The organism is Aureimonas phyllosphaerae, assembly GCF_047943035.1.
GTDB lineage: Bacteria > Pseudomonadota > Alphaproteobacteria > Rhizobiales > Rhizobiaceae > Aureimonas > Aureimonas phyllosphaerae.
Map to the genome: position 1 here is coordinate 3,221,595 of NZ_CP181348.1, position 23,415 is coordinate 3,245,009.

Below are 23,415 nucleotides of genomic sequence, written 5' to 3' on the forward strand. Positions count from 1 at the left end.
GATGTCCGTCAGACGTCTTGCGGAAGATGCCGTTCAGCCTCAAGGTTTTGCCTTTTCGGCGCAGAACGCCGAATGGGCCGAGGCGACGATCCGCAAATATCCCGAAGGCCGTCAGCAGTCTGCCGTCATCCCGCTCCTGATGCGTGCACAGGAGCAGGACGGCTGGGTGACGAAAGCCGCCATCGAGCACGTCGCGCAGCGGCTTCGCATGCCGATGATCCGCGTGCTCGAGGTCGCGACCTTCTACACGCAGTTCCAGCTCGCCCCTGTCGGCACGCGCGCCCACATCCAGGTGTGCGGGACGACGCCGTGCATGCTGCGAGGGTCGGACGATCTGAAGCGCGTCTGCCGTGAGAAGATCCATCCGCAGCCGTTTCACCTGAACGATAGCGGCACTCTGTCTTGGGAAGAGGTCGAGTGCCTCGGCGCCTGCGTGAACGCCCCGATGGTGATGGTGTTCAAGGACACCTATGAGGACCTGACGGCCGATCGGCTGGCGGAGATCATCGACGCGTTCGACCGCGGCGAGGGCGCTGCGATCAAGAAAGGCCCCCAGATCGACCGACATCTATCGGTCCCGGTGGGCGGCCTGACGACGCTGAACACATTCAATGACGACGACGGTGGCACCGACGAGGCCCGTACGGCGCCACAGACCGGCGGCACGTCCGCGCCGAGCGATGGCGGAGCCGGCTCGGCACCCTCGCAGGCCGGTCGTGTCGATACGCACGCACCGGAAACGGATCCCACCATCAAGGGTCCGGACGGGGTCGCCAAGACACATCCGGCGGCCGAGGAAGCGACCAGCGTTGACCTGACGAACCATTCCGCCACGTCCGGACGGACGGGAGGAACGCAGCAGGGTCCGACCGGCGCCGAGCAGACCAATGCTGCTGCAGAGCAGAAGAAGGCCGAAACCATGTCGGGCGAGGCCCGCACGGATGGGCCGCTCACGACAAAGGGCGTCAGCGCTCAGAGCGCCGTCGTTCTGGAAGAAAAGTTCGTCGAGGACAGCGATCGGGGCTTTGCCGCAACCGGCAAGGAAGATCTGTCGGGCAAGGATCATACCGCGACCGGTACGCTCGAAGGCAAGCGCACCGACACGGATGACGTTCTTCCAGGTCCGGACGTCGGCAAGGGCGAACCGGCCAAGGGTCGTCGCGGCACGAAGCCGAAGGCCTCGGAATAGGCGGAGATCGGAACATGCTTCAGGACAAGGACCGGATCTTTACCAACATTTACGGCCTTCGGGACAAAAGCCTGAAGGGCGCGATGAAGCGCGGCCATTTCGATGGCACGGCCGACATCATCGGCAAGGGCCGCGACTGGATCATCAACGAGATGAAAGCATCGGGCCTGCGCGGTCGCGGCGGGGCCGGCTTTCCGACGGGTCTCAAGTGGTCGTTCATGCCAAAGGAAGTCGGCGAGCGGCCGCATTACCTCGTGGTGAACGCCGACGAGTCCGAGCCCGGGACCTGCAAGGACCGGGAGATCATGCGCAACGACCCGTTCACGCTGGTCGAAGGCTGCGTGATCGCCGGTTTCGCGATGGGCGCGCACACGGCGTACATCTACGTCCGCGGCGAGTACGTCCGCGAGCGGGAAGCGCTGCAGCTCGCCATCGACGAATGCTACGAGACGGGCCTGCTCGGACGCGATAACAAGTGCGGCTGGGACATGGACATCTTCGTCCATCATGGCGCCGGCGCCTATATCTGCGGTGAAGAGACCGCGCTGCTCGAAAGCCTCGAAGGCAAGAAGGGCCAGCCGCGCCTGAAGCCGCCGTTCCCGGCGAACATGGGCCTCTACGGTTGCCCGACGACGGTGAACAACGTCGAGTCGATCGCCGTTGCGCCGACCATCCTGCGCCGCGGCGGTGGCTGGTTTGCCGGCATCGGCCGTCCGAACAACACGGGCACGAAGCTCTTCTCGATCTCGGGTCACGTGAACCGGCCGTGCACGGTCGAGGAGTCGATGGGCATCCCGTTCCGGGAGCTGATCGATCGTCACTGCGGCGGCGTGCGCGGCGGCTACGAAAATCTCCTGGCCGTCATTCCGGGCGGCTCGTCCTGCCCGCTAGTGCCCGGCGAGCAAATCCTCGACGCGCCGATGGACTTCGACGGCATGCGCGAGGTGAAGTCCTCGTTCGGCACAGCCGCCGTGATCGTCATGGACAAGTCGACCGACATCGTCCGGGCGATCGCTCGCCTTGCATACTTCTACAAGCACGAGAGCTGCGGTCAGTGCACGCCTTGCCGCGAAGGCACGGGCTGGATGTGGCGCGTCATGGAACGCATGGTGGTCGGCAACGCGCAGAAGCGCGAGATCGACATGCTCCTCGACGTGACGAAGCAGGTCGAAGGCCACACGATCTGCGCGCTCGGCGACGCCGCCGCTTGGCCGATCCAGGGTCTGGTTCGCCACTTCCGCCCGGAGATCGAGCGTCGCATCGACGAGTTCTCGCGCAACGCCGACACGGGTCGCAAGCCGATCCTGCAGGCGGCGGAATAGGGTCTCGGTGGTCGATCGGCTTCGATCTGGATCGGAGTTCGGCCGGCAAGGTGGTGGACAACTGGATAGCCTCCGACAAGAGGCCGCCGGACAGTCCGCCGAGGTAATGGATATCTGGCCAGTGACAATGGCCGCCACGCGTTCGGCGGCCGTCGCACTTTGAAAGCCAAGTTCGATCGGGTCTGAAAATGGCAAAGATCAAAGTCGACGGAAACGAGATCGAGGTTCCCGACCACTACACGCTGCTGCAGGCGGCGGAGGAGGCGGGTGCCGAGATTCCGCGCTTCTGCTTCCATGAGCGCCTGTCGGTCGCTGGTAACTGCCGCATGTGCCTCATCGAGGTGAAGGGTGGCCCGCCGAAGCCTGCCGCTTCGTGCGCGATGGGCGTGCGCGATCTCCGTCCGGGCCCGAATGGCGAAGCGCCGGAAATCTTCACCAATACGCCTATGGTGAAGAAGGCCCGCGAGGGCGTCATGGAATTCCTCCTGATCAACCACCCGCTGGATTGCCCGATCTGCGATCAGGGCGGCGAGTGCGATCTTCAGGACCAGGCGATGGCCTTCGGCGTCGACTCGTCGCGCTATCAGGAGAACAAGCGCGCGGTCGAGGACAAATACATCGGCCCCCTTGTGAAGACGATCATGACGCGGTGCATTCACTGCACGCGGTGCGTTCGCTTCACGACCGAGGTGGCGGGCATTTCCGAGCTCGGCCTCGTCGGTCGCGGCGAGGACGCCGAGATCACGACCTATCTCGAGCAGGCCATGACCTCCGAGCTTCAGGGCAACGTCATTGACTTGTGCCCGGTCGGCGCTTTGACCTCGCGTCCCTATGCGTTCCAGGCCCGTCCGTGGGAACTGACCAAGACGGAGTCGGTCGACGTGATGGACGCGGTCGGTTCGGCGATCCGTGTCGACACGCGCGGCCGCGAGGTGATGCGCATCCTTCCGCGCATCAACGACCTCGTCAACGAGGAGTGGATCTCCGACAAGACCCGCTTCGTCTGGGACGGCCTGCGCACCCAGCGCCTCGACCGCCCGTATGTTCGCCGCGACGGTCGTCTCCAGCCGGTCTCCTGGCCCGAGGCGTTCGAGGCCATTCGCCAGAAAGTGTCCGGCGTCGCGCCGGACCGGATCGGCGCGATCGCGGGCGATCTGTCGGCCGTCGAGGACATGTGGGCTTTGAAGCGCCTGATGGGCCAGCTCGGATCCGCCAATCTCGACTGCCGTCAGGACGGGGCGAAGCTCGACCCGGCCGACGGACGTGCTTCCTACGTTTTCAACACGACGATCGCCGGCATCGAGCAGGCTGACGCGCTGCTGATCATCGGCTCCAATCCGCGCTTCGAAGCTCCGGTGCTCAACGCGCGCATCCGCAAGCGCTGGCGCCGCGGCGACTTCCCGGTCGGTTTCATCGGCGAGAAGTCGGACCTGCGCTATGCCGTCACCTACCTCGGTGCGGGACCGCAGACGCTGTCCGACATCGAGACCGCGAACGGCGAGTTCTTCGACGCCCTTAAGAATGCGGCCCGCCCGATGATCATCGTGGGGCAGGGCGCGATCAGCGGCGAGAACGGCGCCGACGTTCTTGCCAGCATCGCAGCGCTTGCGCGTGAGATCGGCGCGGTGTCCGACGAGTGGAACGGCTTCAACGTCCTCCACACGGCGGCAAGCCGGGTCGGCGGCCTCGATATCGGCTTCGTGCCGGGCGAGGGCGGCAAGGCGGTGGCCGAGATGGTATCGGACGGCGTCGACGTCCTCTTCAATCTCGGAGCCGACGAGATCGACATCGGGCCCAGCGCCTTCGTCGTCTACGTGGGAACGCACGGCGACAAGGGTGCGCATCGCGCCGATGTCATTCTGCCGGGTGCGGCCTACACGGAAAAGTCCGGGACTTGGGTCAACACCGAAGGCCGGGTGCAGACGGGCTCGCGCGCCGGCTTCCCGCCAGGTGACGCGCGCGAGGAGTGGGCGATCTTCCGCGCCCTGTCCGCCGTGCTGGGCAAGGCCCTGCCATTCGACTCACTCGGTGCGCTGCGCCGCGACCTTGCGGGCGCTCATCCGATCTTCGTCGGTTCCGAGTTGCAGGCTGCCGATCCCAACGCGATCACGCATCTTGCCGACCGTGCGGGCACACCGTCGGGGGCGGCGTTCAAGTCCGGCATCGGCGACTTCTATCTGACCAATCCCATTGCCCGGGCCTCGAAGGTCATGGCGGAGTGCTCGCGCCTCGCGCATGTCGAGCATCTCGAAGCGGCCGAGTAAGGACGGTACGAACCCATGGAGCTGTTCTCCGCCTATATCTGGCCGGCCCTCGTCATTATCGGTCAGAGCCTTCTCTTCCTGGTGGTCCTGCTGGTCCTGATCGCCTACATCCTTCTGGCCGATCGCAAGATCTGGGCAGCCGTGCAGATGCGTCGCGGCCCCAACGTCGTCGGCCCCTTCGGCCTCTTCCAGTCCTTCGCCGACCTTCTGAAGTTCGTCCTGAAGGAGCCGGTCATTCCGGCCTCGTCCGACAAGGTCGTCTTCCTCCTCGCGCCGCTGGTCGCGGTGACGCTGGCCCTGGCGACCTTTGCGGTTGTGCCCGTCTCCGACGGCTGGGTGATCGCCGACATCAACATCGGTATCCTCTACATCTTCGCAATCTCGTCGCTCGAGGTGTATGGCGTCATCATGGGCGGCTGGGCGTCGAACTCGAAATACGCCTTCCTTGGCGCACTTCGCTCGGCGGCCCAGATGGTGTCCTACGAGGTCTCGATCGGCTTCGTGATCGTCACCGTCCTTCTGTGTGCCGGCTCGCTGAACCTGACCCAGATCGTCCTGTCGCAGAACACCGGCGTCGGCACGATGGTCGGCCTGCCCGCCAGCTTCCTCGACTGGCATTGGCTGTCGCTCTTCCCGATGTTCGTGATCTTCTTCATCTCGGCACTCGCCGAGACGAACCGGCCGCCGTTCGATCTGCCGGAAGCGGAGTCGGAGCTCGTCGCGGGCTTCATGGTCGAGTACGGCTCGACCCCGTACATGATGTTCATGCTCGGCGAGTATGCAGCCATCACCCTGATGTGCTCGCTGATGACCATCCTGTTTCTGGGTGGCTGGCTTCCGCCGTTCGGCTTCGCACCGTTCACCTGGGTTCCCGGCGTCATCTGGTTCCTCGCGAAAGTGGCGCTCTGCTTCTTCATGTTCGCGATGGTGAAGGCCTTCGTGCCGCGCTACCGTTACGACCAGCTCATGCGCCTCGGCTGGAAGGTGTTCCTTCCGCTGTCGCTGGCGATGGTCGTGCTGGTCGCCCTGGTGCTTCAGCTGACCGGCTGGGGCGACGGCCAGAGCGCGGACGCTGCTCGCCAGGCGGCGGCCCTGTCCTGGTAAGCCATAAAGACACAACGAGGGCGGTGATCGTGCCGCCCGAAGCCTCCTTTACCGGAGATCGGATCGTTCGATGAGTGCCCTGGCCCAGTCCGTCAAATCCCTATTCCTGGTCGAGTTCCTGAAGGCGTTCCGCTTGTCGATGCGGTACTTTTTCGCTCCCAAGGCGACCGTGAACTACCCGTTCGAGAAGGGACCGGTAAGCCCGCGCTTTCGGGGGGAGCATGCGCTTCGCCGCTACCCCAACGGCGAAGAGCGCTGCATCGCGTGCAAGCTCTGCGAGGCGATCTGTCCTGCGCAGGCCATTACGATCGAAGCCGGGCCGCGTCGCAACGACGGAACGCGCCGCACGGTGCGCTACGATATCGACATGGTGAAGTGCATCTACTGCGGCTTCTGCCAGGAAGCCTGCCCGGTCGATGCGATCGTCGAGGGGCCGAACTTCGAGTTCTCCACCGAGACGCGTGAAGAACTGTACTACGACAAGGAAAAGCTGCTGGCGAACGGCGACCGTTGGGAGCGTGAAATCGCTCGCAACATTGCGCTCGACGCTCCGTACCGCTAATCCGCACCCCGTGGCGCCCTGTCGCGCCACGCTCCGAACCGAATCTGCCGGCGGCGAACGAGGTCATCGTTCGTCCGCCCTTTGATGCTACCGCGATTTCAGGGGGAGCCCGACATGTTGGGGCTGCAAGCCTTCTTCTTCTACGTCTTCGCCATCGTCTCCGTCGGCTCGGCGATGATGGTGGTCCTCTCCCGGAACCCCGTCCACTCGGTCCTCTTCCTGATCCTGACATTCGTGGCGTCCGCGGGCCTGTTTTTGATGACCGGGGCGGAGTTCCTCGCACTGATCCTGATCGTGGTCTATGTCGGTGCGGTGGCGATCCTGTTCCTCTTCGTCGTTATGATGCTGGATCTGGATTTCGGTCGCATCAAGCAGGGCGCCTTTCAGTACGCCCCGATCGGCGCCGTGATCGGTCTGGTTCTTCTCGCGCAGCTGATAATCGCGGTCACCGGCAGCTACTATTCCCCGCAGCTCAGCGCGCAGACGGTGATGCCGACCCCGCCGCTGGAGCAGCTCTCCAACATCCAGGCGCTCGGGCACGTTCTCTACACGCGCTACGTCTTCTTCTTCCAGATGGCCGGCCTCGTGCTGTTCGTCGCGATGATCGGCGCCATCGTGCTGACGCTGCGCCACAAGGCGGGCCTCAAGCGCCAGTCGATCCCCGTTCAAGTCGCCCGCAACCCGGCCACCGCCATCGAGATCCGCAAGGTCGAGAGCGGCAAGGGCATCTGAGGCAGATAGGGATACACGAACCATGGCTGTCGGCCTCGGACACTACCTCACGGTCGCCGCGATCCTCTTCGTTACGGGGGTCTTCGGCATCTTCATGAACCGCAAGAACATCATCACGATCCTCATGTCGGTCGAGTTGATCCTCCTGTCGGTCAATCTCAACCTCGTGGCGTTCTCCGCCTTCTTGAACGATCTGGCCGGACAGGTCTTCGCCCTGTTCATCCTCACGGTCGCCGCGGCGGAAGCGGCGATCGGCCTGGCGATCCTGGTCGTCTTCTTCCGAAATCGCGGCTCGATCGCCGTCGATGACGTCAACACGATGAAGGGCTGAGCGCGCGGCGATGTATACCCTGATCGTCCTTCTGCCGCTCGTCGGCTTCATCGTCGCCGGCCTGTTCGGCAACCGCATCGGCGCCAAGGCCTCGGAATACGTCACTAGCGGTCTCCTGATCGCGGCGGCGCTCCTGTCCTGGATCGGCTTCCTGTCGTTCAGCGGCGAGACGCAGCACGTGCAGGTCCTTCAGTGGATGAAGGCCGGCACGCTCGATATCTCCTGGCAGCTGCGGATCGACCGCCTGACGCTTGTCATGCTGGTCGTCGTCAACACGGTGTCGGCGCTCGTGCATGTGTACTCGATCGGGTACATGCACCACGACGACTCGCGCCCGCGCTTCTTCGCCTACCTGTCGCTCTTCACCTTCGCGATGCTCACGCTGGTGACCGCCGACAACCTCGTTCAGATGTTCTTCGGCTGGGAAGGCGTCGGCCTCGCGTCCTATCTTCTGATCGGCTTCTGGTATCAGAAGCCCTCGGCCAACGCCGCGGCGATGAAGGCCTTCGTCGTCAACCGCGTCGGCGACTTCGGCTTTCTCCTCGGTATCTTCGGCCTGTTCATGGTGTTCGGATCCGCCAACCTAGACACGATCTTCGCCGGCGCCGGCCAAATGGTCGGGACGATCTATCCCGAAGGCGGGGAGGCGGCCGCCAACGCTGCCGCTCCAATCCTCAACTTCGCCGGTTACTCGCTGCCCGCCGCTGGCGCGATGACCGCCATCTGCCTTCTGCTCTTCATGGGCGCGATGGGGAAATCCGCGCAGATCGGCCTGCACACCTGGCTGCCCGACGCGATGGAAGGCCCGACCCCGGTGTCGGCGCTGATCCACGCGGCGACGATGGTCACCGCCGGCGTCTTCATGCTCGCCCGGCTGTCCCCGGTATTCGAACTCAGCCATTCCGCGCTGACCTTCGTCACGTTCATCGGCGCGACAACGGCGTTCTTCGCGGCCACGATCGGCCTCGTGCAGAACGACATCAAGCGCGTGATCGCCTATTCAACCTGTTCCCAGCTCGGCTACATGTTCGTCGCCCTCGGCGTCGGAGCCTACGGGGCCGCGATCTTCCACCTGTTCACCCACGCCTTCTTCAAGGCGCTCCTATTCCTCGGCGCCGGCTCGGTGATCCATGCGGTCGACGGCGAGCAGGACATGCGTCACATGGGCGGCCTGCGGAAGCACATCCCGATCACCTACTGGACGATGATGATCGGCACGCTGGCGCTGACCGGCTTCCCGTTCACGGCCGGCTACTATTCAAAGGACGCGATCATCGAGAGCGCGTTCGCGGGCGAAAACGCCTTCGCCATGTACGGCTACATGATGACGGTCATCGCGGCGGCGCTCACGAGCTTCTACTCCTGGCGCCTCGTCTTCCTGACCTTCCACGGGAAGCCTCGCGCGAGCCACGAGGTCATGCACCACGTGCACGAGTCGCCGCCCGTGATGACGACGCCGTTGTTCATCCTGTCGGCCGGAGCGCTGCTCGCCGGTATCGTCTTCTATCCGTTCTTCCTAGGCGACAGCTACGAGACCTTCTGGCATACGGCTCTCTTCGCCGGCCCGGAGAACCACATCCTGCACGAGGCCCACGAGGTCCCGGCGCTGGTCGTCTGGTCGCCGACCATCGCGATGGTTCTCGGCTTCCTGGTCGCCTACATCTTCTACATCCGGCAGCCGCAGCGCCCCGCGCAGATGGCGGCGCGCAATCCGGGCCTCTACAAGTTCCTCCTCAACAAGTGGTACTTCGACGAACTCTACGACGTCCTGTTCGTGCGCTCGGCCAAGTGGCTCGGCCGCTTCCTGTGGAAGAAGGGTGACGTCGCGGTCATCGATCGCCTCGGCCCGGACGGCATCTCGGCCCGCGCTCTCGACGTGACCGGCTGGGTCGTCCGCCTGCAGACCGGCTATCTCTACCACTATGCCTTCGTCATGCTGATCGGCGTCGCGGCGCTCGTCACCTTCATGATGTTCGGGGGAATGCGCTGATGTCCGGCTGGCCGATCCTATCGACCATCACCTTCGCGCCGCTGGTCGGCGTGCTGATCATCCTGTTCACACGGGACGACTCCGAGCTGGCGCGCCGCAACATCCGCAATGTCGCGCTGCTCGTCTCGGTCTTCACTTTCCTGCTTTCGCTGTTCATCTGGATCGGCTTCGACAAGTCCGTCGCCGGTTTCCAGTTCGTCGAGGAAGCTGAGTGGCTGACCGGGGGCATCGCCTACCGGATGGGCGTCGACGGCATCTCCATGCTGTTCGTCATCCTGACGACCTTCCTGATGCCGATCTGCATCCTTGCCAGCCGTGACGCGATCACGGTTCGGGTGAAGGAATACATGATCGCGTTTCTCGTACTCGAGACGCTGGTCGTCGGCGTCTTCTGCGCGCTCGATATCGTGCTGTTCTACCTCTTCTTCGAGGGCTCCCTCATCCCGATGTTCCTGATCATTGGCGTCTGGGGCGGTAAGCGGCGCGTCTACGCGTCCTACAAGTTCTTCCTCTACACGTTCCTCGGTTCGGTCCTCATGCTCGTCGCGATCATGGCGATGTACTGGACCGCCGGCACGACTTCGATTCCGGAGCTCCTCGCCTACCAGTTCCCGGCGTCGATGCAGACGTGGCTCTGGATCGCCTTCTTCGCCTCGTTCGCGGTGAAGATGCCGATGTGGCCGGTCCACACCTGGCTACCCGACGCGCACGTCGAGGCACCGACGGCCGGCTCCGTGATCCTCGCGGGCATCCTTCTGAAGCTCGGCGGCTACGGCTTCCTGCGCTTCTCGCTTCCGATGTTCCCGTTGGCATCGGCCGACTTCGCGCCGTTCGTCTTCGTGCTGTCGGTCGTCGCCATCATCTACACCTCGCTGGTTGCGCTGATGCAGGAGGACATCAAGAAGCTGATCGCCTACTCGTCCGTCGCGCACATGGGCTTCGTCACCATGGGCATTTTCGCGGCCAATGAGCAGGGCGTTCAGGGCGCCATCTTCCAGATGCTCAGCCACGGGCTGATCTCGGGCGCGCTGTTCCTGTGCGTCGGGGTCGTCTACGACCGCATGCACACCCGCGATATCGCCGCTTATGGCGGCCTCGTGAACCGCATGCCGGCCTACGCCGCCATGATGCTTCTTTTCACGATGGGCAATGTCGGCTTGCCGGGCACGTCGGGCTTCGTCGGCGAGTTCATGACGCTGATGGGCGTGTTCCGCGTGAACTCTTGGGTCGCGATCTTCGCGGCGACGGGCGTCATCCTGTCGGCGGCCTATGCGCTTTGGCTCTTCCGCCGCGTCATTCTCGGGGCGCTCGACAAGGACAACCTCAAGTCGATCCTCGACCTGACGCCACGCGAGAAGGCGCTGCTCTATCCGCTAGCTGTGCTGACGGTCTTCTTCGGCGTCTATCCGATGCCGGTCTTCAACGTGACGACGGCATCCGTAGATCAGCTCCTGTCGAGCTACACGGCCGCTATCGAGGCCGCGTCCAGCGTCGCCTCGATCCAGAACTAAAGAACGGGCAGGGCGAACCGATGTTTTCGCAATTCGTGGCGCAAAGCCTCCCCATCGTCGGCCCCGAGCTGATCCTCAGCGTCGGTGCGATGGGCCTGTTGATGGTCGGGACGTTCCTCGGCGAGAAGAGCGCCAGGCTGGTGACGTCACTGACGGTTGGAACGTTGCTCTTCGCACTGGTTTGGCTGCTGTTCGCCACGCCAACCGGCCTAGCGTTCGGCGGCTCGATCATCCTCGACCCGTTCGCTCGCTTCATGAAGGCTCTGGTGCTGATCGGTGCGGCGGCTGCGGTGCTGATGTCGACCGGCTACGCGGAGCGCGAGCGCTTCGCCAATTTCGAGCTTCCGGTTCTCATCGTGCTCTGCACGACGGGCATGCTGGTCATGGTCTCCGCAGGCGACCTGATCGCGCTCTACATGGGTCTCGAGCTCCAGTCGCTCGCGATCTACGTGATCGCCGCGATCCACCGCGACCACGTCAAGTCGACCGAGGCGGGCCTGAAATACTTCGTCCTTGGCGCGCTCTCGTCGGGCATGCTCCTCTACGGCGCGTCGCTCGTCTACGGCTTCACGGGCCAAATCGAGTTCCGTGCGATCGCCGAGGCCGTCGCGCAGGACGGCGCCCGATCGCTCGGCCTGATCGTCGGTCTCGTCTTCGTGCTGGCTGGCCTTGCCTTCAAGATTTCGGCCGTGCCGTTCCACATGTGGACGCCCGACGTTTACGAGGGCGCGCCGACGCCGGTGACGGCGCTGCTGGCTGGTGCGCCGAAGGTTGCGGCGGTAGCGCTTCTCACCCGATTCACGGTCCAGAGCTTCGGACCGATGACGCCGGACTGGCAGCAGGTCGTCGTGTTCCTGTCGATCGCGTCGATGCTGTTTGGCTCCTTCGCCGCGATCGGTCAGCGCAACATCAAGCGCCTGATGGCCTACTCGTCGATCGGCCACATGGGCTACGTGCTTGTCGGTCTTGCGGCCGGCACCGAGGCGGGCGTCCAGGGCGTCCTGATCTACATGGCGACCTACGTCACCATGACGCTCGGAACCTTCGCTCTGATTCTCGCGATGCGTCGCCGCGACGGCATGGTGGAGGATGTCTACGAGCTCGCCGGCCTGTCGCGCACGAACCCGATGATGGCGCTGGCAATGACGGTGCTGATGCTGTCGCTGGCGGGCCTGCCTCCGCTGCTCGGCTTCTGGGGCAAGTACTACGTCTTCATCGCCGCGGTCGGCGCGGGGCTTGTGCCGCTGGCGGTGATCGGCGTGATCGCATCGACGATCGGCCTGTTCTACTATCTGCGGATCGTAAAGGTGATGTGGTTCGACGAGCCGCTCGCCGGTTTCGAGCCGATGAGCATGGAGCTGAAGCTCGTGGCGGGCGCCGCGACGATCTTCATCTTCCCCGCCTACATCGTTCTCGCGGGTCCGCTGTTCACGGCCGCCGCGGCAGCGGCCCAAACCTTCTTCTGACGGGCGAATGGCCGGCCGACCTCATCGCTCGCGGCGTCATCTCGCGCTCGACGAAGTCGGCTCGACCAATGCCGTCGCGCTTGAGGCCGCTCGAGCAGGCGATCCCGGTCCCCTCTGGATCACGGCGGCCCGCCAGTCGGCGGGTCGTGGACGTCGCGGACGGTCCTGGCTCTCCGAGCGCGGCAATCTGTTCGCCACGCTTCTGATCGTCGATCCGTCGAGCGACCAGCATGTCGTCGATCTTCCGCTGGTGGTGGCCCTAGGCGTCCGCAACGGTCTGGCTCGGCTTCCCGGGATCGATCCCGCGCTGGTGGGCATCAAATGGCCGAACGACATCCTGCTCAGTGGCGCGAAAGCGGTCGGTATTCTCCTGGAGAGCGAGCGCTGCGACGGTGAGCGTCGAGCGGTCGCCATTGGTTGCGGCGTCAACGTTGCGACGGGGGCAGGCAATACGCCCTATTCCGTGACCAGTCTCCGAGACGCCGGATATCGAGGCGATCTGCCGACGGTTTTCGAGCATGTCGCCGCAGGCGTCGAGGCGGCACTGGAATTGTGGGACGCGGGTCGCCAGTTTCACGAGGTGAGGGCGCAGTGGCTCCGTCACTCGGTGGGCCGCGGCGAGATGTGCCGTGTCAACCTTCCCGATGGATCGTCGGTGGAAGGGATTTTCGTGGATCTCGACGAGGGCGGCCGCCTCGTTCTCGGACTGCCGAACGGCGAGCGTCGACACTTTTCGGCAGGGGATCTCTTCTTCCTCCGCCAGACCGCAGGCGTTTGAGCACAGCTCACGCCAAAACCGATTCCGGGCGACCCCCGGCTGATGAACGACGGAAAGGCTGCATGCTGAGGCATGCCAAGAACGAAAGAATGACGACATTGAACGAACTGGTTTTCGTGCCGCTCGGCGGCATCGGCGAAATTGGAATGAACTTCGGCCTCTACGGCTACGGCCCTCCCGGCCAGCGCGAATGGATCGCGATCGACTGCGGCGTCTCGTTTGCCGGGCCTGAGTTCCCCGGAATCGACCTCGTGATGCCCGACTTGTCCTTCATCGAGGCACGGCTGGATCGCCTGAAGGCGATCATCATTACCCACGCTCACGAAGATCACTACGGTGCCGTGCTTACCCTTTGGCCCCGGCTTAAGGCCCCGGTCTACGCAACTCCCTTCACTGCGGCTCTGCTTCAGGCAAAGCGGGAAGGCGAGCCCGGCGCGCCCAAGGTGCCGCTCGAGATTTTCCGGGCCGGGGACCGTTTCGATATCGGGCCGTTCTCGATCGAGGCCATCAACGTGACGCATTCGATCCCGGAGCCGGTCGCGCTTGCGATCCGGACACCCGCCGGTACGGTTCTTCATACCGGCGACTGGAAGATCGACGCGACGCCGGCCCTCGGTGACCCGACCGATGAGACGCGCCTTCGCCAGATCGGCGACGAGGGCGTGCTTGCGCTCGTCTGCGATTCGACCAATGCGATGCGCGAGGGTGTTTCGCCCAGCGAGCAGGACGTGACGCAGTCGCTGTCGCAAATCATCCGCGAGGCGAAGGGTCGCGTGGCGATCACGACCTTCTCGTCGAATGTCGGCCGTGTGCGTTCGATCGCGAAGGCGGCGGCCGAGGCCGACCGGCAGGTTCTTCTGCTGGGGCGCTCGATGAAGCGCGTCGCCGATGTGGCGGAAGAACTCGGCTACCTCGAAGGCATTGCGCCGTTCGTGAGCGAGCAGGATTTCGGCTACCTCCCGAGCGACAAGGCCGTGATCGTCCTCACGGGAAGCCAGGGCGAGCCGCGCGCCGCACTCGCCAAGCTGGCGCGCGACGAGCACCCGACCGTGGCGCTGTCGAAGGGCGACACGGTGATCTTCTCCTCGCGCTCGATCCCGGGCAACGAGAAGGCGATACTCGACATCAAGAACGCCCTGATCGAGCGCGGTGTGCGCGTGATCGAGGATCACGACCAGCTCGTGCACGTCTCCGGCCATCCGCGCCGCAGCGAGTTGCGGCAGATGTACGAGTGGGTTCGCCCGAAGATCGCCGTACCGGCGCATGGAGAGGCCGCGCATCTCATGGCCCACGCGGGCCTCGCACGCGAACTCGGCGTGCCGGAGGTCGTGACGATCCGAAACGGCAAGCTGCTCCGGCTGGCGCCGGGCGCGGCGACCGTGATCGACGACGTGCCGTTCGGACGCATCTACAAGGACGGTCACCTCGTGGGGACCGCTGAGCAGATGGGCATCGGCGAGCGCCGGCGCCTGTCGTTTGCGGGCCACGTCTCGGTTCTGGTCGAGCTCGACGAGAAGCTGGAACTCGACATCGACCCCGAAGTCGTCGCGATGGGTTTGCCGGAGAAGGACGAGGAAGGCGAAGAGTTCGTCGACGTCCTGATGGAGGCTGCCGCCGGTGCCGTCGAGAGCATTCCACGCGGGCGTCGCAAGGATCTCGAACTCGTGCGCGAGGCGGTTCGCCGCGCGGTGCGCGGCGAGGCCTACGATGTCTGGGGCAAGAAGCCGGCGGTGACGGTTTTCGTGACTCGCGGCTGACGTCGCGCCTCGCTCACGCCGCATCCCTGCGTAAGGTGAGGTCCGGGAAGGCGCCCGGACCTCCGTGCGGCCTGACAAAGGCTGGAGGAGCATCATGGGGATCCTGACCTCGGTCGCCATCTACTTCGTGATCTGGTGGACCGTGCTTTTCATCGTCCTTCCGATCCGCATGCGCTCGCAGGCGGACGAAGGCGAAGTGGTGCTCGGCACCACGCACAGCGCTCCCGCACGCTTCAGCGTGGCGCGGGTCGCATTCCACAATACACTGCTAGCGACTGCGGTGTTCGCGCTGTTCTATCTCGTGACGGAAGTCTGGGGCATCGGACCGGGGTCGTTCCCGCACATCGTCCCCGGAACCTGAGCCGAACGGTCCCACAAAAAAAAATGCGAAGCTTTCGCTTCGCATTTCAAGGTGCCTGGTCCGGGTTCCGCTCCGGTGTCGAGACCGGGGCGGCGCTTCTCGCGCGCCGGAAACCACGTCCTCCCATGACTGAACCAAGCGATCTGCGCCCCTCGGGCGTTTCTCTTGACGGTGAGTATCTATCGGCGAATCCCGAGCCTTGTCGACTCGAATTCCGACTTTTGTGACAGTTTTTCGTCACGCTGCCTGTGTTTTCGGCAAATTCCTATCTGCGCCGACCTTGCATCAATCCTGCGCTGCGGCTTGTCCGTTCCGCGCTTCGCTTCCCAAGCTTTCGGCGAGTGGTTAAGAGCTTGCTGACGACACGTCACAAGTCCGAACGCGAACCGCACGAGTTTCCATGCGCCTGTCCCGCTACTTCCTGCCGATCCTCAAGGAAACCCCGAAGGAAGCCGAGATCGTGTCGCACCGGCTGATGCTGCGGGCGGGCATGATCCGCCAGCAGGCAGCGGGGCTCTACTCGTTCCTGCCGCTCGGCAAGCGGGTGCTCGACAAGGTGACGAAGATCATCCGCGAGGAGCAAGACCGCTCGGGCGCGGTCGAGCTTCTGATGCCGACCATTCAGTCGGCCGAACTCTGGCGCGAGAGCGGACGTTACGACGACTACGGCAAGGAGATGCTGCGCATCCAGGACCGGCACGAGCGCGACCTCCTGTTCGGCCCGACCAACGAGGAGATGGTCACCGATATCTTCCGGTCCTACGTGCGCTCCTACAAGGACCTGCCGCTGAACCTCTACCACATCCAGTGGAAGTTCCGCGACGAGGTGCGCCCGCGTTTCGGTGTGATGCGCTCGCGCGAGTTTCTGATGAAGGACGCCTATTCCTTCGACATCGACTACGAATCGTCCAAGACCGCCTACGACCGCATGTTCGTGGCCTATCTTCGCACCTTCGCGCGCATGGGCCTGAAGGCGATCCCGATGCGTGCCGACACGGGCCCGATCGGCGGCGAACTCTCCCACGAGTTCATCATTCTCGCGTCGACCGGCGAGAGCGAGGTGTTCTGTCATCGGGACTACCTCGATATGGCGGTGCCGGGCGAGGGGATCGACTTCGGCGACGCCGCCCAGCTCGCCTCGATCGTCCAGCAGTGGACGACGCCTTACGCCGCGACCGAGGAGATGCACGACGAGAGCGCGTGGAACGCCGTCGCCGAGGGCGATCGCCTCGCCGCGCGCGGCATCGAGGTCGGACACATCTTCCACTTCGGCACCAAGTATTCCGAGCCGATGGGCGCTACCGTCACAGGTCCGGACGGCAAGGAAGTACCCGTGCAGATGGGTTCCTACGGTATCGGTCCAAGCCGCCTGATCGCGGCGATCATCGAGGCGAGCCACGACGAGAACGGCATCATCTGGCCGAAGGGCGTTTCGCCGTTCGACGTCGGCCTCGTCAACATGAAGCCGGGCGATGCGGACTGCGATGCGGTTTGTGACCGTCTTTACGCCGAACTTCAGGCGGCCGGGCACGACGTCCTCTACGACGACGAGGACACGCGCGCCGGAGCGAAGTTCGCGACGATGGATCTTATCGGCCTGCCCGTGCAGGTGATCGTCGGTCCGCGCGGGGCGAAGGCAGGCGAGGTCGAGATCAAGCATCGTGCGAGCGGCGAGCGCGAGACGCTGCCGGTCGGCGACATCTTGGCGCGTCTGTCCGCGTGACGTCGGCCGAGACCCTGGAAGACGCCGTCCACGGCGGGCAAGCGGCGGGCAAGACCCGCCCGTTCTCCCGTTTCGAGTGGATGATCGCCGGGCGCTATCTGCGCTCGCGCCGCCGCGATGCGGGTGTGTCGGTGATCGCCGGCTTCTCCTTCATCGGCATCATGCTGGGCGTTGCGGCGCTCATCATCGTCATGTCGGTGATGAACGGCTTCCGGGGCGAACTCCTGACGCGCATCCTCGGCGTCAACGGCCATGTCATCATGCAGCCGATCGATAGTCCGCTGACGGATTTCGACGAAGTCGCCAAACGCATATCTGCCGTGCCCGGCGTCGCCTACACGATGCCGCTCGTCCAGGGGCAGGTCCTGGCAACGGGCTCGGGCTCCGGCACGGCGTCGACGGGCGCGCTCGTGAAGGGAGTCCGGGGCGCCGACCTCCAGAAGCTGACACCCGTCGCCGGCAATATCCAGCTGGGCTCAATCGACCACTTCGACACCAGCCAAGGCGTGGCGATCGGCTCGCGACTGGCCCAGTCCCTCGGCCTTGGACTCGGAGATTCGATCACGTTGGTTTCGCCGGAGGGAGACGTCACGCCGCTCGGCGTCACGCCGCGCGTGAAGGCCTATCCGGTGGTCGCGGTCTTCGAGATCGGCCTGTCGGAGTACGACGCGTCCTACATCTACATGCCGCTGAGCGAGGCCCAGCTTTTCTTCAATTCCGAGGACAAGGCGCAGTCGATCGAGATCTTCCTGAACGATCCAGATCAGGTCGTGTCCCTGCAGGGGCCGATCGAGCAGGCCGCAGGGCGTCCGAACTACACCGTGACATGGCAGCGCATGAACGAGAGCTTCTTCTCGGCGCTCGAGGTCGAGCGGAACGTCATGTTCATCATCCTGACGCTGATCGTTCTGGTCGCTGCGCTGAACATCATCTCCGGTCTCTTCATGCTCGTGAAGGACAAGGGCCGCGACATCGCCATCATGCGGACCATGGGCGCGACGCGCGGCTCGATTATGCGCGTCTTCCTGATCACCGGCGCGTCGATCGGCGTTGCTGGTACGCTCGCGGGCTTTGTGCTCGGGACCCTGTTCTGCCTGAACATCGAGAACCTCCGGCAGTTCTTCTCCTGGGTCTCCGGCACCACGTTGTTCAATCCGGAGTTCTATTTCCTGTCCCGCCTGCCGGCCGAGATCGACGGGAGCGAAGTCGTCACGGTGGTCGCGATGGCCATCGGCCTGTCCTTCCTCGCGACGATCTTCCCGTCCTGGCAGGCATCGAAGCTCGATCCCGTCGAGGCCCTGCGCTACGAATGAGCACGAATACCTCACTTCGCCTGGCGCAGGTCGAGCGACACTACGTTCAGGGCGAGTCCCGCCTGACGATCCTCGACCACGCCGACATGGAAATCCGTGCAGGCGAAATGGTTGCGCTTGTGGCGCCGTCGGGTGCGGGCAAGTCGACGCTGCTCCACATTGCCGGTCTTCTCGAGAAGCCTGACGGGGGTGACGTCTTCGTCAACGGCACGTCCTGTGCAGGTCTCGACGATGCCGGGCGGACCGACATGCGCCGGTCATCGATCGGTTTCGTCTACCAGTTTCACCATCTCCTGCCGGAGTTCTCGGCGCTGGAGAACGTGATGCTGCCGCAGATGATCCGCGGTCTGCCGCGCAAGGTCGCGGCCGACCGAGCCCGAATGCTCCTCGAATACATGCGTCTTGGTCAACGGGTGACCCACCGTCCGGCGGAGCTGTCCGGCGGCGAGCAGCAGCGCGTCGCCATCGCGCGCGCCGTCGCTAACAACCCTTACGTCCTGCTCGCCGACGAGCCGACCGGCAACCTCGACCCGTCGACGTCGAACTACGTCTTCGACGCCATGACGGCACTCGTACGCCAATCCGGCGTCGCAGCTTTGATCGCCACGCACAACCACGACCTGGCCAAGCGAATGGATCGGGCGATCACTCTTCGTGACGGCAAGATCATAGACCACGTGCTGGTCTAGGCAGCGATCTGGTTAGCTCGTCCGGGCTGGATGGTTCGAAGCGGCCAGTGGGCGACCGCGAACCCATAGGGACGCGCACGGTTACCGGAAGACCTATCCCTCAACGCCTCGGGACGCGAGAAGGTCTCTATGGCACTGCCGGTCTCCGAATGTCCGTGTGCTCGTAAATGACTGACGAGGGCAAAGCGCGACGCTTCAGCTTCGTTCTCCCCATCGATAGAACCGGTTTTCCCGCCGCAACGCCGCGACTCAAGCGCCGCGGACGCATTGCTCTGTTCGTTCGGCCTTGGATGACCGTTGGCGGGATGATGGCTGTCCCCGAGGGAGCATCTTCGTCTCCCAACTCGTCGCTCTTCTACCGGCGTGGCGGACGACCTGCTCGATCGCTGTCCGAGTTCCTAGCAACCCTCTCGACATGGCAGCAGCACGACCGAATCAAGGATTGATTCACTATCCGCGTTGCGGCCTCTTGATCTTCACCCAAATATGGAACAAAAAAGGAACATAGGAACGAAAGGGGAACGACATGCTGATTCTGAAGGAACTCGCTTCGCTGACCGCTCTCTGCCTCTTCTTTGCGAGCTTCGCTCTCATCGTCCATATCCTCTGACGAACACCGACGCCGCGCCGACTGCTGGCGGTCGCGGCAGCTGCATCTTATCTGGGGATTGGCTCTCGGGGACGGGCGCATCCTGAAATAGCAGGCTGGACTCTGCCCCATGGATTGGAACACTGAGGAATCTTCTGACGCCGCAAGCGGCCCTGAGTCGTTCTACGACGATCTCGGTTATCTGCGGCCGGTCGGCGAGTCGTTCGATGACGACGCGCCGACGATCGAGGAGATCGCCGTGTCCGACCATGTCGAGCCGATTGCGCCGCCACGCTTCATTCATCTGCGGGTGCACAGCGCGTTCTCCCTTCTGGAAGGAGCGCTGCGGATCGACCAGATCGTCAAGTTCGCCAAGGGTGATGGCGCGCCGGCGATCGGCATTGCCGACACCAACAATCTCTTCGGGGCGCTCGAGTTTTCGGAGAAGGCGGCGAAAACCGGCGTGCAGCCGATCATCGGTTGCCAGCTCGAGGTCGATTTTGGTGACGCCGAGATCAATCCACGTGACCGCTCTGGCTTCGGGCCTGCGGCCCCGGTCGCCTTCATCGCCGCGACCGAGCAGGGTTACGAGAATCTCGTCGAGATCGTTTCCCTGTCCTACCTCGCGCACGACGGTAACGCCCGCCCGCACGTCCCGGTCGCTTGGCTGGAAGGTCGCACAGAGGGGCTGATCGTCCTCACCGGTGGTCCGCTGGGACCGATCGGCACGGCCATCGCGGCCGGGCAGGGTGGTCTGGCACACGCCCGTCTGGAGAGGCTCGCTGCCCTCTACGGCGACCGGCTCTATGTCGAGCTTCAGCGCCACGGTGGGCGCGAGCGGCGGACCGAACCGGACACGGTCGCTCTCGCCTATCACCTCGGCCTGCCACTGGTGGCCACCAACGAGCCGTTCTTCTTCTGCGACGAAGACTTCGACGCCCACGATGCGCTGATCGCGGTGGCGTCGAACAGGCTCGTCAGCCACGAGGACCGTCGTCGGTTGACGAACGATCACTGTTTGAAAAGCCAGGATAAGATGGCGGAGCTCTTCGCCGATCTGCCGGAGGCTTTGGAAAACACGATCGAGATCGCGCGCCGTTGCTCTTATCGCGTGCGCACGCGCAAGCCGATCCTGCCGCGCTTTGCCGGTGCGGATGCCGACGCTGCGGAGGCGGAACGGGCGGAGGCCGCCGAGTTGCGCCGGCAGGCAGAGGCCGGTCTGGAAGCGCGGCTTGCCTTTCACGGGCCGGCTCCGGGACAGACCGTCGAAATTTACCGCGAGCGGCTCGAGTTCGAACTGTCCGTCATCGAGCGGATGAAGTTCCCGGGCTACTTCCTGATCGTGTCGGACTTCATCAAGTGGGCGAAGGCCAATGGCATTCCCGTCGGCCCGGGCCGCGGCTCCGGCGCCGGCTCGCTGGTCGCCTATTCGCTGACGATCACCGATCTCGACCCTCTGCGCTTCGCGCTCCTGTTCGAGCGCTTCCTGAACCCCGACCGCGTGTCGATGCCTGACTTCGACATCGACTTCTGCCAGGACCGGCGCGAAGAGGTGATCCGTTACGTCCAGGAAAAGTACGGCCGCCAGCAGGTCGCCCAGATCATCACGTTCGGTTCGATGCAGGCCCGCGCCGTGCTGCGCGATGTCGGCCGCGTGCTCGAGATGAGCTACGGCCACGTCGACAAGCTCTGCAAGCTCGTTCCGCAGAACCCGGCCAACCCGGTGACGCTGGCGCAGGCGCTGGAAGACGAACCGCGGCTTCAGGAGGCGCGCAAGGCGGAAGAGGTCGTCGACCGCCTGCTGACGATCTCGTTGAAGCTGGAGGGGCTCTACCGCCACGCCTCGACGCATGCCGCCGGCATCGTGATCGGCGACCGGCCGTTGTCGAAGCTCGTGCCGATGTATCGCGATCCCCGCTCGGACATGCCCGTCACCCAGTTCAACATGAAGTGGGTCGAGCAAGCCGGCCTCGTGAAGTTCGACTTTCTCGGCCTGAAGACGCTCACGACCCTCAAGACCGCCGTGGATCTGATCGCCCGCCGCGGGGTTCAGATCGACCTCGGCGCCCTGCCGCTCGACGACGCGCCGACCTACCAGCTCCTGATGCGCGGCGAGACCGTGGGCGTGTTCCAGGTGGAATCGATCGGCATGCGCAAAGCGCTGATCGGCATGCGACCGGACTGCTTCGAGGACATCATCGCTCTCGTCGCGCTCTACCGTCCGGGGCCGATGGAGAACATTCCAGTCTACAACGCGCGCAAGCACGGCGAGGAAGAGGTCGAGATCATCCATGAGTTGATCGAGCCCATCCTGCGCGAGACCCAAGGGGTGATCGTCTACCAGGAACAGGTGATGCAGATCGCCCAGGTCCTCTCGGGCTACACGCTCGGCGAAGCCGATCTCCTGCGCCGCGCCATGGGCAAGAAGATCCGCGCGGAAATGGACGTCCAGCGCGTTCGCTTCGTGGAAGGCTGCGAGAAGGGCGGCATCAAGAAGGCGCAGGCCAACACGATCTTCGACCTCCTGGCCAAGTTTGCGGACTATGGCTTCAACAAGAGCCACGCAGCAGCCTACGCGCTGGTTTCCTACCAGACGGCCTATCTCAAGGCGAACCATCCGGTCGAGTTTCTCGCCGGGTCGATGACGCTCGACATGGGCAACACCGACAAGCTCAACGACTTCCGCCTCGACGCCAAGCGGCTCGGCATCGAGGTCGTACCGCCATCCGTCCAGACCTCGTTCAGGCCGTTCGAGGTGGAGGACGGCAAGATCATCTACGCGCTGGCGGCGATCAAGGGCGTCGGCGAGCAGGCGGTCGAGCACATCGTCGAGCGGCGGCAGGAGGGCGGCCGGTTCGAGAGCCTCGAAGACTTCTGCGCCCGGATCGATCCGAAGATCGTCAACAAGCGCACGCTGGAACACCTGATCTGCGCCGGCGCGCTCGACTGCTTCGGTCATGATCGGGCGAAGCTGTGCGGCAACCTCGACCGTCTGGCAGGCTATGCGGCCATGGCCCAGTCGGGACGCACGTCGGGCCAGCACGACATGTTCGGCGGTGCCAATGCCGGACCGGAACCGCTGCGCCTCGCAGACGTGCAGGGCTGGACCAGTGCCGAGCGACTGCTGAAGGAATTCCAGGCGATCGGCTTCTATCTGTCGGCGCATCCGCTGGACGAGTACAAGGCTGCCCTCAAGCGCCTGAAGGTCCAGTCCTATGCCGAGGTCGTTGCGGGGGTGCGGCGTGGCCAGACGGCCGGACGCCTCGCTGGAACCGTCACCTCGCGTCAGGAGCGCAAGACGAAGTCGGGCGGCAAGATCGGCATCGTCCAGCTCTCCGATGCTTCAGGCCAGTACGAGGTCGTCCTGTTCACCGAGACGCTGATCAACTTCCGCGACATGCTGGAGCCGGGCGCGTCGGTGATCGTCACTGTATCAGCCGAAGATCGACCAGAAGGAATTTCGCTTCGGGCCTCCGGGGTTCAGTCGCTGGAAGGCGAGGCGGAGAAGATGCAGAAGGCGCTGCGCGTCTTTCTGCGGGACGCCAAGCCGTTGCAGTCGGTGCGCAGTCAGCTTCGGCCGGGAGGCGACAGCGAAGTCTCGCTGATCCTCCTGCGCAACGACGGCGAGCGCGAGGTCGAGATCGACCTGCCCGGTCGCTTCCGCGTGTCGCCGCAGATTGCCAGCGCGATCAAGGCGGCGCCGGGCGTGGTCGACGTCGAACTGGTCTGAGCGC

The 23,415-nt window shown here is 64.3% G+C and carries 17 protein-coding genes; all 17 read left to right on the forward strand.

Going from position 1 to position 23,415, the window contains the following annotated elements:
* The first annotated feature begins 1 nt into the window (after nt 1).
* The 17 genes from nuoE (at nt 2) to dnaE (ending at nt 23,411) form a co-directional block, all read left to right on the forward strand.
* Nucleotides 2–1,189 (forward strand): NADH-quinone oxidoreductase subunit NuoE, encoded by a 1,188-nt coding sequence (nuoE, locus tag ACLNGM_RS15435; protein ID WP_416355621.1) that lies wholly within the window; start codon nt 2–4, stop codon nt 1,187–1,189.
* Between the two features lie 14 nt (nt 1,190–1,203).
* A complete protein-coding gene (gene nuoF / locus ACLNGM_RS15440) occupies nt 1,204–2,511 on the forward strand; it encodes an NADH-quinone oxidoreductase subunit NuoF (protein ID WP_416355622.1) in 1,308 nt (435 codons plus the stop codon).
* Nucleotides 2,512–2,699: 188 nt separating this feature from the next.
* Entirely contained in the window at nt 2,700–4,775 is a 2,076-nt protein-coding gene (gene nuoG / locus ACLNGM_RS15445) for an NADH-quinone oxidoreductase subunit NuoG (RefSeq protein WP_416355623.1), read from the forward strand.
* Nucleotides 4,776–4,790: 15 nt separating this feature from the next.
* A complete protein-coding gene (gene nuoH / locus ACLNGM_RS15450) occupies nt 4,791–5,879 on the forward strand; it encodes an NADH-quinone oxidoreductase subunit NuoH (protein WP_090959392.1) in 1,089 nt (362 codons plus the stop codon).
* A gap of 70 nt (nt 5,880–5,949) precedes the next feature.
* Nucleotides 5,950–6,441: an NADH-quinone oxidoreductase subunit NuoI gene (nuoI, locus tag ACLNGM_RS15455; RefSeq protein ID WP_090959390.1), complete on the forward strand. Its 492-nt coding sequence runs from the start codon at nt 5,950–5,952 to the stop codon at nt 6,439–6,441.
* 114 nt (nt 6,442–6,555) lie between these two features.
* Nucleotides 6,556–7,173, forward strand: a complete 618-nt coding sequence (locus ACLNGM_RS15460) for an NADH-quinone oxidoreductase subunit J (RefSeq protein ID WP_416355624.1) — start codon at nt 6,556–6,558, stop codon at nt 7,171–7,173.
* Nucleotides 7,174–7,195: 22 nt separating this feature from the next.
* Nucleotides 7,196–7,504 carry an NADH-quinone oxidoreductase subunit NuoK gene (gene nuoK, locus ACLNGM_RS15465; protein WP_055884692.1) on the forward strand — a complete coding sequence of 103 codons (309 nt, stop codon included), beginning with the start codon at nt 7,196–7,198 and terminating at the stop codon, nt 7,502–7,504.
* A gap of 10 nt (nt 7,505–7,514) precedes the next feature.
* Nucleotides 7,515–9,494 carry an NADH-quinone oxidoreductase subunit L gene (nuoL, locus tag ACLNGM_RS15470; RefSeq protein ID WP_416355625.1) on the forward strand — a complete coding sequence of 660 codons (1,980 nt, stop codon included), beginning with the start codon at nt 7,515–7,517 and terminating at the stop codon, nt 9,492–9,494.
* Nucleotides 9,494–11,005 carry an NADH-quinone oxidoreductase subunit M gene (locus tag ACLNGM_RS15475; protein ID WP_090959382.1) on the forward strand — a complete coding sequence of 504 codons (1,512 nt, stop codon included), beginning with the start codon at nt 9,494–9,496 and terminating at the stop codon, nt 11,003–11,005. The genes nuoL and ACLNGM_RS15475 overlap by 1 nt, the downstream gene beginning before the upstream one ends.
* Before the next feature lie 20 nt (nt 11,006–11,025).
* A complete protein-coding gene (nuoN, locus tag ACLNGM_RS15480) occupies nt 11,026–12,471 on the forward strand; it encodes an NADH-quinone oxidoreductase subunit NuoN (protein WP_416355626.1) in 1,446 nt (481 codons plus the stop codon).
* A 7-nt stretch (nt 12,472–12,478) separates the two neighbouring features.
* A complete protein-coding gene (locus tag ACLNGM_RS15485; protein WP_416355627.1) occupies nt 12,479–13,249 on the forward strand; it encodes a biotin--[acetyl-CoA-carboxylase] ligase in 771 nt (256 codons plus the stop codon).
* Between the two features lie 89 nt (nt 13,250–13,338).
* Nucleotides 13,339–15,006, forward strand: coding sequence for a ribonuclease J (locus tag ACLNGM_RS15490; RefSeq protein WP_416355628.1), 1,668 nt, complete (start codon nt 13,339–13,341; stop codon nt 15,004–15,006).
* Nucleotides 15,007–15,100: 94 nt separating this feature from the next.
* Nucleotides 15,101–15,367 carry a DUF1467 family protein gene (locus ACLNGM_RS15495; protein ID WP_416355629.1) on the forward strand — a complete coding sequence of 89 codons (267 nt, stop codon included), beginning with the start codon at nt 15,101–15,103 and terminating at the stop codon, nt 15,365–15,367.
* A 400-nt stretch (nt 15,368–15,767) separates the two neighbouring features.
* Nucleotides 15,768–17,090 (forward strand): proline--tRNA ligase, encoded by a 1,323-nt coding sequence (gene proS / locus ACLNGM_RS15500; protein WP_416355630.1) that lies wholly within the window; start codon nt 15,768–15,770, stop codon nt 17,088–17,090.
* Nucleotides 17,091–17,170: 80 nt separating this feature from the next.
* Nucleotides 17,171–18,403 carry a lipoprotein-releasing ABC transporter permease subunit gene (locus ACLNGM_RS15505; RefSeq protein WP_416358459.1) on the forward strand — a complete coding sequence of 411 codons (1,233 nt, stop codon included), beginning with the start codon at nt 17,171–17,173 and terminating at the stop codon, nt 18,401–18,403.
* Nucleotides 18,400–19,092 (forward strand): ABC transporter ATP-binding protein, encoded by a 693-nt coding sequence (locus ACLNGM_RS15510; RefSeq protein ID WP_416355631.1) that lies wholly within the window; start codon nt 18,400–18,402, stop codon nt 19,090–19,092. The genes ACLNGM_RS15505 and ACLNGM_RS15510 overlap by 4 nt, the downstream gene beginning before the upstream one ends.
* A 719-nt stretch (nt 19,093–19,811) precedes the next feature.
* A complete protein-coding gene (dnaE, locus tag ACLNGM_RS15515; protein WP_416355632.1) occupies nt 19,812–23,411 on the forward strand; it encodes a DNA polymerase III subunit alpha in 3,600 nt (1,199 codons plus the stop codon).
* The last annotated feature ends 4 nt before the right edge of the window (nt 23,412–23,415 follow it).

Coding starts and splice junctions, on each gene's coding strand:
- nuoE (WP_416355621.1), top strand. CDS start 2: ATGTCCGTCAGACGTCTTGCGGAAGATGCCGTTCAGCCTCAAGGTTTT.
- nuoF (WP_416355622.1), top strand. CDS start 1,204: ATGCTTCAGGACAAGGACCGGATCTTTACCAACATTTACGGCCTTCGG.
- nuoG (WP_416355623.1), top strand. CDS start 2,700: ATGGCAAAGATCAAAGTCGACGGAAACGAGATCGAGGTTCCCGACCAC.
- nuoH (WP_090959392.1), top strand. CDS start 4,791: ATGGAGCTGTTCTCCGCCTATATCTGGCCGGCCCTCGTCATTATCGGT.
- nuoI (WP_090959390.1), top strand. CDS start 5,950: ATGAGTGCCCTGGCCCAGTCCGTCAAATCCCTATTCCTGGTCGAGTTC.
- ACLNGM_RS15460 (WP_416355624.1), top strand. CDS start 6,556: ATGTTGGGGCTGCAAGCCTTCTTCTTCTACGTCTTCGCCATCGTCTCC.
- nuoK (WP_055884692.1), top strand. CDS start 7,196: ATGGCTGTCGGCCTCGGACACTACCTCACGGTCGCCGCGATCCTCTTC.
- nuoL (WP_416355625.1), top strand. CDS start 7,515: ATGTATACCCTGATCGTCCTTCTGCCGCTCGTCGGCTTCATCGTCGCC.
- ACLNGM_RS15475 (WP_090959382.1), top strand. CDS start 9,494: ATGTCCGGCTGGCCGATCCTATCGACCATCACCTTCGCGCCGCTGGTC.
- nuoN (WP_416355626.1), top strand. CDS start 11,026: ATGTTTTCGCAATTCGTGGCGCAAAGCCTCCCCATCGTCGGCCCCGAG.
- ACLNGM_RS15485 (WP_416355627.1), top strand. CDS start 12,479: ATGGCCGGCCGACCTCATCGCTCGCGGCGTCATCTCGCGCTCGACGAA.
- ACLNGM_RS15490 (WP_416355628.1), top strand. CDS start 13,339: ATGACGACATTGAACGAACTGGTTTTCGTGCCGCTCGGCGGCATCGGC.
- ACLNGM_RS15495 (WP_416355629.1), top strand. CDS start 15,101: ATGGGGATCCTGACCTCGGTCGCCATCTACTTCGTGATCTGGTGGACC.
- proS (WP_416355630.1), top strand. CDS start 15,768: ATGCGCCTGTCCCGCTACTTCCTGCCGATCCTCAAGGAAACCCCGAAG.
- ACLNGM_RS15505 (WP_416358459.1), top strand. CDS start 17,171: ATGATCGCCGGGCGCTATCTGCGCTCGCGCCGCCGCGATGCGGGTGTG.
- ACLNGM_RS15510 (WP_416355631.1), top strand. CDS start 18,400: ATGAGCACGAATACCTCACTTCGCCTGGCGCAGGTCGAGCGACACTAC.
- dnaE (WP_416355632.1), top strand. CDS start 19,812: ATGGATTGGAACACTGAGGAATCTTCTGACGCCGCAAGCGGCCCTGAG.